Genomic DNA, 452 nt, shown 5'->3' with positions numbered 1-452 from the left:
CATCGCCAGGCTTTAAATTTTTAGAGTCGTTTTTAAACGGTTCTTGAATTGCTGATATAGCTCAGCCCGGTAGAGCGCACCCTTGGTAAGGGTGAGGTCCCCAGTTCGAGTCTGGGTATCAGCACCATATTTAGTTGATTTGATTATTCAAGTTAACAACAGAATTTGCTTGGCGACCATAGCATTGTGGACCCACCTGATTCCATGCCGAACTCAGAAGTGAAACACAATAGCGCCGATGGTAGTGTGGGGCTTCCCCATGTGAGAGTAGGACATCGCCAGGCTCCAAATTGCTTTATGCTGAATAGACACTGCGGAGTGGTAGTTCAGTTGGTTAGAATACCGGCCTGTCACGCCGGGGGTCGCGGGTTCGAGTCCCGTCCACTCCGCCACTTATTAGAGAAGCCCTGCTAGCAATAGCAGGGCTTTTTTACATTTGAAGAAAAGTGTTT

Annotated in this window: 2 tRNA genes and 1 rRNA gene; all 3 read left to right on the top strand. The window is 48.2% G+C overall.

The features are described from left to right. Positions 1-50 precede the first annotated feature (50 nt). The 3 genes from AB4503_RS25175 to AB4503_RS25165 all read left to right on the top strand — a co-directional run bounded on the left by AB4503_RS25175 (position 51) and on the right by AB4503_RS25165 (position 392). Positions 51-127, top strand: a tRNA-Thr gene (locus tag AB4503_RS25175). A 41-nt stretch (positions 128-168) separates the two neighbouring features. Then, positions 169-284: ribosomal RNA gene (gene rrf, locus AB4503_RS25170) — 5S ribosomal RNA — on the top strand. 31 nt (positions 285-315) lie between these two features. Then, a tRNA-Asp gene (locus AB4503_RS25165) sits at positions 316-392 on the top strand. Positions 393-452: the final 60 nt, after the last annotated feature.

Source organism: Vibrio sp. 10N.222.55.B11, from assembly GCF_041473705.1.
Taxonomy (GTDB): domain Bacteria; phylum Pseudomonadota; class Gammaproteobacteria; order Enterobacterales; family Vibrionaceae; genus Vibrio; species Vibrio crassostreae_C.
The sequence above is the reverse complement of the archived record's forward strand: the minus strand, read 5'-3'. Positions and strand labels throughout refer to the sequence as shown.